Here is a 10,522-nt window from a genome sequence, read left to right on the forward strand (position 1 = left end):
TAGGCTAGGGCGCGCATTGCCGTAGCTGCGCGGCGTAGTCCTGCGCCATCTGTTCGGTGGCATGCGCATAGCGCTGCACGTCGGCGTCGCCGCGATTGCCGCGCTTATAGGCATTCCAGCCGAGATAGTAGGCGAGATACAGATTGTAGGTGTCGTTGCGGGCGACGCCGAGGGTCTCGGCGGTCTTGGAATGATACCAGCCGACGAAATCGACGGCATCGGCAAACCTGGTGCGGCGCGCCGCCCAGCTGCCGGTCTCGTTCTGGTATTGCGCCCAGGTGCCGTCGAGCGCCTGCGAGAAGCCGGTGGCGCTGGAGATATGTTTCCAGGGAATGAAGCCCAGCAGCTTGGTGCGCGGCGGCCTGGCGTTGCTCTTGAAGCCGGATTCCTTGCGCACCGTCGCCATCAGCACGGGAACCGGCACGCCGTATTTCTGCTCGGTGCGTTGTGCCGCCGCCTGCCAATTGTCGAACCAGCCGTCATTCTGGTCGAAAACGGCGCAGACATCGTTGATGTGGTTCGGCGGCGTCGCGCAGGCCGAAAGCGCCAGCGGCACGGCAATCGCTACAATTTTACTAAAACTCAACCTACGCATTGCAAGAGCATTAGGCCGAAAACATAAAAGGAATCTTGCTGCGTTCCTTAACGGCTCATCGGCCGCTTTGCCTGACGCGGAACAAGTATAACCATTCCGACGTTTGTTGTCGCTTTTACCGATGTGAAATTCCCGGAATGCCGCCTTGGCTAAAATCACGCCCGCAGGTGGCGGATTCTTGACAGCTCGATCCTCGTGCCGGCGCTTTGATGCGCGGCATGAGCGAACCAAGACGCAAGCGCGGCGCCGAGCGAACCAGCAACAGGGGACCGACCGCCATCCCGCAACTGCCGTTGCGCCGCGTCACCAATCCCTATCCGCCAATGGCGATGCTCTCGGCCGACCAGATCGAGGCGATCCACCAGGCGTCGATGCATATCTTGGAGAATTTCGGCATCGAGGTGATGAGCCCGCGGGCGCTGTCGCTGTTCGAGAAGGCCGGGGCCAAGGTCGATCATGCAACGATGAACGTCCGCATCGATCGCGGCATGATCGAGGAAGCGCTGAAGACGACGCAGTCCAGCTATACGCTGACGCCGCGCAATCCCGCCCATGCCGTCCACCTCGGCGGCAATACCATCAACTTCACGCTCGTCGCCGGGCCGCCGAATGTGCACGACATGGAGCGCGGCCGCCGTGCCGGCAATTTGCGCGATTATTCCGATCTCGTCCGGCTGGCGCAGCATTTCAACTGCATCCACATGCTAGGCAACCAGGTCTGCGCGCCGGTAGAATTGCCGGCGAATTCCCGTCATCTCGACACCTATTTCGCCAATCTGACACTGACCGACAAAAGCTTTCACGTCTCGGCCATCGGCCGCGGCAGGGCGCTCGACGGCATCGAAATGATGGCAATCGCGCGCGGACTGACGCTTGACGAGATGCGCGACGATCCCGGCGTCACCACGATCATTTCGGTCAATTCGCCGCGCCGCTTCGACGAGATGATGGCCGAGGGGCTGATGACGATGGCCGAGTTCGGCCAGTCGGTGGCGGTAACGCCATTCACGCTGATGGGGGCGATGAGCCCGGTGACGCTTGCCGGCGCGCTCGCCCAGCAGAATGCCGAGGCGCTGTTCGGCGTGGTGCTGACGCAGCTCGTCCGCCCCGGAGCGCCGGTGATGTATGGCGCCTTCACCTCCAATGTCGATATGAAATCGGGAGCGCCGGCGTTCGGCACGCCTGAAAACACCAAGGCGAATATCGCGTCCGGACAGTTGGCGCGGCGTTACAACCTGCCTTATCGCACAACGCCGGGCTCGGCTTCCAATGCCGCCGACGCGCAAGGCGCCTATGAGACGCTGATGGCGCTGTGGGGCGCGGTGCTCGGCCATGGCAACCTCGTCTACCATGCCGCCGGCTGGCAAGAGGGCGGACTGACAGCGTCGTTCGAAAAGTTCATCATCGACGTCGAGATGATCCAGCACATGATGGAGTTTTTGCGCCCGATCGAGGTCAACGAGGCCGAGCTTGCTGTCGAGGCTCTGGGTGCGGTTCCGACCGGCGGCCATTTCTTCGGCGAGCCGCACACTCTGGAGCGCTACGCCACAGCCTTCTACCAGCCGATGCTGTCCAACTGGCAAAATTTCGAGGCCTGGCAGGAGGCTGGCGGGCTCGATGCCACGGCGCGGGCGACGAGGCTTTGGAAGAAGGCGCTGGAGGACTATGTCGAGCCGGTGATGGAAGTCTCCAGGCGCGAGGCGCTTGAGACGTACGTGGCCAAGCGCAAGGAAGCGATCGGGCAAAGCGAGCCGTGATGATCGAAGGCTCGCGCTCGTGGGGCTCCTCCCCGAATTCATCGTTCCCATCCAACTCGTTGACGTCAGAGAGAATCCCATGAAATCGCATGCAAAGGTAGTGGTTATCGGCGGTGGCGTCGTCGGGTGCTCCGTGCTGTTCCATCTGGCCCGGCACGGCTGGACAGACATCGTGCTTCTGGAGCGCGATGAATTGACCTCCGGCTCGACCTGGCACGCCGCCGGCGGCATGCACACGATCAATGGCGATCCCAATGTCGCCAAGCTGCAGAAATACACAATCTCGCTCTACAAGGAGATCGAGGAACTGTCCGGCCAGGCGACCGGCGTGCATTTGACAGGCGGCGTCTTGCTGGCAGCGACGGAGGCGCGGCTCGACTGGCTGCGCGGCGTCGTCGCCAAGGGCCGCTATCTCGGCATCGAGCTCGAGGAGATATCGCCTGATGAGGCGGCCGAGCTGATGCCGTTGCTCGATCCCAAGCAGTTCGTCGGTGCCGTGCGCAACAAGGAGGACGGTCATCTCGATCCGTCCGGCGTTACCCATGCCTACGCCAAGGCGGCGAGGAAGCTTGGTGCCGAGGTCGAGCGTTTCACCAAGGTCGAGGACATTGTGCGGCGCGCCGACGGGTTGTGGCGTGTCATCACCAACAAGGGTGAGGTGGTGGCCGAGCATGTCGTCAACGCCGGCGGCCTGTGGGCGCGTGAGGTCGGCCGCATGGTCGGGCTGGAGCTGCCGGTGCTGGCGATGGAGCACATGTACCTGATCACCGAGGACATGCCGGAAGTCGCCGCCTGGAACCAGAAGACTGGTTCCGAAATCATCCATGCCGTGGATTTCGATGGCGAGCTGTATTTGCGCCAGGAGCGCGGCGGCATGCTGATGGGCACTTATGAAAAGGCCAACAAGCCTTGGTCCGAGTTCCAGACGCCATGGAATTTCGGCCACGAGCTGCTCGAACCCGACATCGACCGGATCGCGCCGTCGCTGGAGGTCGGCTTCCGGCATTTCCCGGCCTTCCAGAACACCGGCATCAAGCAGATCATCAACGGGCCCTTCACCTTCGCACCGGACGGCAATCCGCTGGTCGGGCCGGTGCGCGGCCTGCCCGGGTTCTGGGTGGCCTGTGGTGTCATGGCCGGGTTCTCGCAGGGCGGCGGCGTCGGGCTGGCGCTGTCGAACTGGATGATCGAAGGCGATCCCGGCGCCGATATCTGGGCGATGGATGTGTCGCGCTACGGTGACTGGGCGACGATGGCCTATACCAACGCCAAGGTGCGCGAGAACTATTCGCGGCGGTTTTCGATCCGCTTCCCGAACGAGGAACTGCCGGCTGGGCGACCGCTCAAGACGACGCCGGTCTATGATCTGTTGTCGGCCGAGGGCGCGCAATGGGGCGTCGCCTATGGGCTGGAAGTGCCGCTGTGGTATGCGCCCGAAGGGGTCAAGGACGAATTCTCCTGGCGCCGCTCGAGCGACTTCGAGCATGTCGCGAAAGAAGTGGAGACGGTTCGGCAACGCGTTGGTCTGTCGGAAATCTCGTCATTTGCCAAATACAGAGTGACCGGCGCGGGTGCAGCAACCTGGCTCGACCGCTTGCTGGCCTGCAAGCTGCCAAGGCCCGGCCGCATGACGCTGGCGCCGATGCTGAAGGAAGACGGCAGGCTAATCGGCGATTTCACGCTGGCCAATCTCGGCGGTCCAAATTCTGCATGTAAGGATTGGTTCCTGGCCGGCAGCGGTGTCGCCGAGCAGTACCACATGCGCTGGTTCGAAGCGCACCTGCCGAAGGACGACTCTGTTAGCATCGAGGCGCTGGGAGCAAAACTCACCGGCTTATCGATCGCCGGGCCGAGCGCGCGGAACCTTCTTGAAAAGGTCACACGATCTGACGTGTCGAATACGGCCTTTCCGTTCATGGCCATCAGCAGGATGGATATCGGCATGGCGCCGTGCCTGGTCGGGCGCGTCAGCTACACCGGCGACCTCGGCTACGAGATCTGGGTGGCGCCGGAATATCAGCGTGCCGCCTGTCAGGCGCTGATGGCGGCGGGCGAGGAATTCGGCATCGGCCTGTTCGGCTCGCGCGCGCTCAATGCGCTGCGGCTCGAGAAGAATTACGGCTCATGGGCGCGCGAATACCGGCCGATCTATGGGCCGCTGGAGGCCGGCCTCGACCGCTTCGTCGCCTACGGCAAAGAGGCCGATTTCATCGGCAAGCAGGCGGCGTTGGCCGAGCGCAAGCAAGGCGGCAGACTGCGGCTGCGGGCCTTTGTCGTCGATACTGTCGATGCCGACGTCATCGGCGACGAGGCAATCTGGTACGGCGGTGCCGTGCGCGGTTGGGTCACGTCGGGCGGCTACGCGCATCATTCGAAAAAGTCCGTCGCCATCGGCTATGTGCCGAAAGAGATTGCCGACGAAGCCGACGGCTTCGAGATTGAGCTTCTGGGCAAACGCCACGCTGCGCGCATGCAGCGGATCCCGCTGTTCGACGCGAATTTCGAGCGGATGCGTGGGTGACGTTTCAGGCACCGCGGCGGTTGTCCAGCGCCAGGGCGCCGGCGCCGGCGAACACCAGATAGAGGAAGATGAAACAGAACGATATTGCCGCATCGCCGCCATTGTTGACCGGGAAGAAGTCGCGCGGCATGTGCGCCATGAAATAGGCGATCGCCATCTCGCCGCTGAGAAGGAATGCCACCGGCCTGGTGAAAAGCCCCAATACCAGCAGGATGCCGCCTCCGAATTCCAGGATGGCCGCGGTCGCCGATAGCCCGCTCATGGTGCCGGCATGGTCGCCGACGGGGAAATTGAACAGTTTCTGGGTGCCGTGCTCAATTGAACTGCAGCGCCGTCATGATGCGCAAGGCGGCAAGGGCGAACGGTTGATATCCGGCGAGGCCTTCGAAAAGCTTCATCTACGACTCCATTTTCACCTAGCCCGGCCATAGGTCATCGCCAAAGGCCGGACCATTCACATAGTCCGGCCTGCATTCAACTGTCGGTGAATGAGTCGTGAGGCGTGCTGCAGCCTTGGGGCCGCACGATGGCGGCCCCGCGATCAGCGCGGCCGTTAATGCCCGGGCGCTGTCAGAGCAAAGTGCGCGCCTTGCGGGTCTGTGCACTGTACGATCCAGCTGCCGCCGGGGACCTCCATCGGACCCATCAGGATCTTGCCGCCATTGTCGGTGACGCGCTTGGCTGCCGCGTCGATGCCGGGCACGTTGAAATAGAACTGCCAGACCGGCGCCGGGATCTGCTCGGGCTTGTTCATCATGCCGCCAACGGGCTCGCCGTCGAAGGCGAAAAGCTGGTAGACGCCCATCGGACCCATATCCATGGCGTCGCCCTTCTCCCAGCCGAACTGGCTGGAATAGAAATCGAACGCCGCCTTCCAGTCTGACGTGTAGAGCTCATGCCAGCCGATGTTGCCGGGGGTCGCCAACGGTAGCGGCGGCTGGTCGGGGCCGCTGGGCTGCAGGAAGTTGAACATCGCGCCTTGCGGGTCTGCAACGACGGCGAAGCGGCCGACGCCAGGAATGTCGTCGGGCTCGCGGTGAACCGCGCCACCAGCCTTCTTGAGGGAGGCCGTTGCGGCATCGACGTCCCTCGTGAGGATATAACCGACCCAGGCCGGCGGCATGCCCATCTTGCGCGCGTCATCGGGCAGCGTCATCAACCCGCCGACGCCGCGCTCGCCGACATTCATGACGATATAGCGCGGCATGCCCTGGGCCCCTTCGAAAGGCTGCCCCCTCCAGCCCACCACGGAGGTGTAAAACGCCTCGGCGGCGTCGAGATCGGTGGTCATCAGCTCGTACCAGAAGAAGGGCATGGGGGACTGTGGCATTGTCGTGCTCCTTGCGGTTTGTACATCGATCATGCGCGATCCATTCTAGGACGATCTTCACGACGAAAATCCGACAGCCAACCAAAAAAAGATGACGGCAAATTGGAAATGTTACCGGGTTGCGCGCCCTGCGGTTTTCGACTTTGCTCGCAGTCAACGAGGGGTTGTTGATCCATGCGCCGGATGTCGCTCACTTCCGAACTTGTCGCGCTGTGCCATCAGGAGGAGGCCGATCCCGGCCCCGATGGCAGCTGGACGCAGCTGACGGACGAAGACTTCAGGGCCCTTTGCCTTCGGTGATCAAAACCAACGCTAAGCTTACCAGGCTGACCACTCAGTCCAGCAACGGCAGTGCCGCTATGGCCAAGCTTCCCTGTCGGCGGCTTTGGTAACATGAGTATACTTGTCATGTTTAGTCGTGGCTTTTCAGCGGTTTGCGCAGAAAATTGACCAATTGATAAAAAATGAAAACGTGCTAGCCTTCCCCAAAACAAGAACATGGGGAACTGACGATGCCAGAAGGCCAGTTCAAGCAAGGCATTGCCGGCGGGCGGCTCTCGCCGGACCAATATGCCGACAATTTCGCCGACCTGCACCCGCCGCTCGATCATCACGAGGCGCTGGTCGAGTCCGACCGCTGCTATTTCTGCTATGATGCGCCGTGCATGAATGCATGCCCGACCTCGATCGACATCCCGCTGTTCATCCGCCAGATTTCGACGGGCAATCCGATCGGCTCAGCCAAGACTATTTTTGACCAGAACATTTTGGGCGGCATGTGCGCCCGCGTCTGCCCGACCGAGACGCTGTGCGAAGAAGTCTGCGTGCGCGAGGTGGCCGAAGGCAAGCCGGTGCAGATCGGTCGCCTTCAGCGCTACGCCACCGATGTCGCCATGGCCGAAAACAAGCAGTTCTACGAGCGCCCCGAACCGACCGGCAAGACGGTCGCCGTGGTCGGCGCCGGACCGGCGGGGCTTGCCGCCGCGCATCGGCTTGCCCGTCATGGCCACGACGTGACCATCCTGGAAGCCCGCCCGAAGCCCGGCGGCCTCAATGAGTACGGTATCGCCGCCTATAAAAGCGTCGACAATTTTGCCCAGGCCGAAGTCGACTATGTCACGTCGATCGGCGGCATCGACATCCAGAACGGCAAGGCGCTCGGCCGTGATTACCAGCTGTCGGATCTGACCAGGAATTACGATGCGGTGTTCCTCGGCATGGGGCTTGCCGGCGTCAATGCCTTGCGAGCGGATGGCGAGGAGGCGCCGGGCGTCAGCAATGCCGTCGAGTTCATTGCCGAGCTTCGCCAGGCCAGCGATCTGGCCAGCCTGCCGGTCGGCCGGCGCGTCGTCGTCATCGGCGGCGGCATGACGGCGATCGATGCGGCGGTGCAGTCGAAGCTGCTCGGAGCCGAAGAGGTGACGATCTGCTATCGGCGCGGCCCGGAGCACATGAACGCCTCCGAATTCGAGCAGGACCTGGCCGCTGCCAACGGCGTCATCATCCGGCACTGGTTGCAGCCGAAGCGGGTCATTGCCGACGCCGGCAAGGTGTCGGCGATCGAGCTCGAATACACCGCGATGGACGGCGACCGGCTCGTCGGCACCGGCGAGCGGCTGACGCTGACCGCCGACCAGGTGTTCAAGGCGATCGGCCAGAGCTTTGTCCCAGCTGCGCTCAACGGCAGCGGTGCGGAGGTCGCGCTGGAAGCCGGCCGCATCAAGGTCGATGCGGAAGGGCGCACCTCGCTGGCCAATGTCTGGGCTGGCGGCGACTGCATTTTCGGCGGCGATGACTTGACTGTTTCAGCCGTCGCGCAAGGCCGCGATGCTGCGGAGAGCATTCATCGGGCACTGACCTCGAACGGGAGGGCATGAGCATGGCAGACATCCGCAACAATTTCGTCGGCATCAAATCGCCGAACCCGTTCTGGCTAGCCTCGGCGCCGCCGACCGACAAGGCCTATAACGTCATCCGCGCCTTCAAGGCTGGCTGGGGCGGCGTTGTCTGGAAGACGCTCGGCGAAGAAGGGCCGCCGGTGGTCAACGTCAACGGGCCGCGCTACGGCGCCATCTGGGGCGCCGATCGTCGCCTGCTTGGCCTGAACAATATCGAGCTGATCACCGACCGTGACCTGCAGGTCAATCTGCGCGAGATCAAGCAGGTCAAGATGGACTGGCCCGACCGGGCGATCGTCGTCTCGCTGATGGTGCCGTGCGAGGAGCATGCCTGGAAGGCGATCCTGCCGGTGGTCGAGGAGACCGGCGCTGACGGCATCGAGCTCAATTTCGGCTGCCCGCACGGCATGTCGGAACGCGGCATGGGTGCGGCAGTCGGCCAGGTGCCGGAATACATCGAAATGGTGGTGCGTTGGTGCAAGGCCAATACCCGCATGCCGGTCATCACCAAGCTGACGCCCAACATCACCGACATACGCAAGCCGGCACGCGCTGCCCTTGCCGGCGGCACCGACGCGGTGTCGCTGATCAACACCATCAATTCGATCACCGGCGTCAACCTCGACAATTTCGCGCCGGAGCCGACGATCGACGGCAAGGGTTCGCATGGCGGCTATTGCGGTCCGGCGGTGAAGCCGATCGCCATGAACATGGTGGCCGAGATCGCGCGCGATCCGGAAACGCATGGCCTGCCGATCTCCGGTATCGGCGGCATCACCACCTGGCGCGACGCCGCCGAATTCATGGCGCTCGGCGCCGGCAATGTGCAGGTGTGCACGGCGGCGATGACCTACGGCTTCAAGATCGTGCAGGAGATGATCGCCGGCCTGGAAAACTGGATGGACGAGAAGGGCCATGCCACGCTCGACGACATCGTCGGCCGTGCCACGCCCAACGTCACCGACTGGCAGTATCTCAATCTCAACTACGTCGCCAAGGCGCATATCGACCAGGATGCCTGCATCAAATGCGGCCGCTGCCACATCGCCTGCGAGGACACTTCGCACCAGGCGATCACCGCAATCGTCGACAGCGTCAGGCATTTCGAGGTGATCGAGGCCGAATGCGTCGGCTGCAATCTCTGCGTCAATGTCTGTCCGGTCGAGAACTGCATCACCATGGAGGCGTTGGCGGTCGGCGTGATGGACCAGCGCACCGGCAGGCCGGTGTCGCCGATCTATGCCAACTGGACGACGCATCCGAACAATCCGATGGCCAAGGTGGCGGCGGAGTAGCGCACAGCCCGTTGTGGAAAAGCGGCACCTGCGGGCGCCGCTTTTTTCAAATGGCTATTGCGGACATAAATTATCCAGGATAGTATATCTCCATGAATTGGAGATCAGAACAATGAAGCTGGGCGAAGGCGTCGAAGCGGCCATCCACTGCGCCGCGATGCTCGCCGGCGTTGACGGCGCCGCGACCTTGCCAGGTGCTGCCATGGCCGAAGCGTTCGGGCTGTCGCCGAGCTATCTGCTTAAGCATCTCAACGCGCTGACTGCGTCCGGCATTCTGGAATCAGTGCCGGGGCCGTCCGGCGGCTACCGGCTGGCGCGGCCGGCGGAACGCATAACGCTGCTCGATATCGTGCTGGCCGTCGAGGGGCGTGAACCGGCGTTCCGCTGCGCCGAAATCCGCCAGCGCGGCCCAGCGAAGCTCGATGCCTCGGTCTATGTCAAACCCTGCGGCATCAACGTAGCCATGCTGAAGGCCGAGCGTGCCTATCGCGCCGCGCTCGCCGACGCCCGGCTGTCCGACATCGTTGCAGAATACACGGCCGATGCCGATCCCCGTTCGGTCGCCGCGAACTGCGCCTTCGTCGAGCGCCATCGGCGGCCGCAGAAATCAAGTTCAACCAAGCAAGCATGAAAGGCTACAGACGATGAAACAGAGGCTGCAATTTTTCGGCGCGGCGCCGGAGATCATGAAGGCGGTGTCGGCGCTCAACAAGGCAGTCGACGAATGCGGGCTCGAAAAAAGCCTGTTGCATCTGATCAAGCTCAGGGCGTCGCAGATCAACGGCTGCTCGTATTGCGTCGAGATGCATAGCCGCGAAGCGCGCCGCGACGGCGAAAGCGAGCAGCGGCTCTATCTCGTCTCCGCCTGGAAGGAATCGCCGCTGTTTTCAGAGCGCGAACGCGCGGCCTTGGCCTGGACCGACGCGCTGACCAGGATTGCCGACAACGGTGTGTCGGACGAACTCTATGCAAGGACGCTCGAATATTTCTCGGAAGAGGAGCTGGTCAAGCTCTCGGTGGCGCTCGGCATGATCAACACCTGGAACCGGCTTTGCGTTCCGTTCCATGCAATCCATCCGATGCCAGCGGTCATGGCCGCTTGAGGACCAGGCGCGCGGCCTTGGGC

At 62.8% G+C, this 10,522-nt stretch carries 8 protein-coding genes and 2 pseudogenes; 7 read left to right on the plus strand and 3 right to left on the minus strand.

Going from position 1 to position 10,522, the window contains the following annotated elements; translation table 11 throughout:
* Positions 1-4 precede the first annotated feature (4 nt).
* The gene (locus NKJ32_RS18770) at positions 5-595 is read right to left on the minus strand and encodes a transglycosylase SLT domain-containing protein (RefSeq protein WP_023675850.1); all 591 of its coding nucleotides are present in this window, start codon (positions 593-595) and stop codon (positions 5-7) included.
* 218 nt (positions 596-813) lie between these two features.
* Here NKJ32_RS18770 and NKJ32_RS18775 point away from each other — a divergent pair, with 218 nt between their 5' ends.
* Positions 814-2,352 carry a trimethylamine methyltransferase family protein gene (locus NKJ32_RS18775; RefSeq protein WP_023675851.1) on the plus strand — a complete coding sequence of 513 codons (1,539 nt, stop codon included), beginning with the start codon at positions 814-816 and terminating at the stop codon, positions 2,350-2,352.
* Between the two features lie 79 nt (positions 2,353-2,431).
* Positions 2,432-4,873, plus strand: a complete 2,442-nt coding sequence (locus NKJ32_RS18780) for a GcvT family protein (protein ID WP_352796769.1) — start codon at positions 2,432-2,434, stop codon at positions 4,871-4,873.
* Between the two features lie 4 nt (positions 4,874-4,877).
* Here NKJ32_RS18780 and NKJ32_RS18785 read toward each other — a convergent pair.
* Both NKJ32_RS18785 and NKJ32_RS18790 read right to left on the minus strand, forming a co-directional pair.
* Positions 4,878-5,271 (minus strand): annotated as a pseudogene (locus NKJ32_RS18785) (DoxX family protein).
* Positions 5,272-5,426: 155 nt separating this feature from the next.
* Positions 5,427-6,203 (minus strand): VOC family protein, encoded by a 777-nt coding sequence (locus NKJ32_RS18790; protein WP_352757367.1) that lies wholly within the window; start codon positions 6,201-6,203, stop codon positions 5,427-5,429.
* Positions 6,204-6,377: 174 nt separating this feature from the next.
* Between NKJ32_RS18790 and NKJ32_RS18795 the strand changes: the two are divergent.
* From NKJ32_RS18795 to NKJ32_RS18815, 5 genes and pseudogenes are all read left to right on the plus strand, one after another.
* A pseudogene (locus tag NKJ32_RS18795) lies at positions 6,378-6,500 on the plus strand (gamma-glutamylcyclotransferase); the annotation flags it as partial.
* Between the two features lie 215 nt (positions 6,501-6,715).
* The gene (locus NKJ32_RS18800; RefSeq protein WP_352571783.1) at positions 6,716-8,080 is read left to right on the plus strand and encodes an NAD(P)-dependent oxidoreductase; all 1,365 of its coding nucleotides are present in this window, start codon (positions 6,716-6,718) and stop codon (positions 8,078-8,080) included.
* Between the two features lie 2 nt (positions 8,081-8,082).
* Positions 8,083-9,396, plus strand: a complete 1,314-nt coding sequence (preA, locus tag NKJ32_RS18805; RefSeq protein ID WP_352828434.1) for an NAD-dependent dihydropyrimidine dehydrogenase subunit PreA — start codon at positions 8,083-8,085, stop codon at positions 9,394-9,396.
* Positions 9,397-9,508: 112 nt separating this feature from the next.
* Positions 9,509-10,027, plus strand: a complete 519-nt coding sequence (locus tag NKJ32_RS18810) for an RrF2 family transcriptional regulator (RefSeq protein WP_352453193.1) — start codon at positions 9,509-9,511, stop codon at positions 10,025-10,027.
* Positions 10,028-10,040: 13 nt separating this feature from the next.
* Positions 10,041-10,499: a carboxymuconolactone decarboxylase family protein gene (locus tag NKJ32_RS18815; RefSeq protein ID WP_352700215.1), complete on the plus strand. Its 459-nt coding sequence runs from the start codon at positions 10,041-10,043 to the stop codon at positions 10,497-10,499.
* Positions 10,500-10,522: the final 23 nt, after the last annotated feature.

This window comes from Mesorhizobium sp. M0159 (genome assembly GCF_040322295.1).
GTDB lineage: Bacteria > Pseudomonadota > Alphaproteobacteria > Rhizobiales > Rhizobiaceae > Mesorhizobium.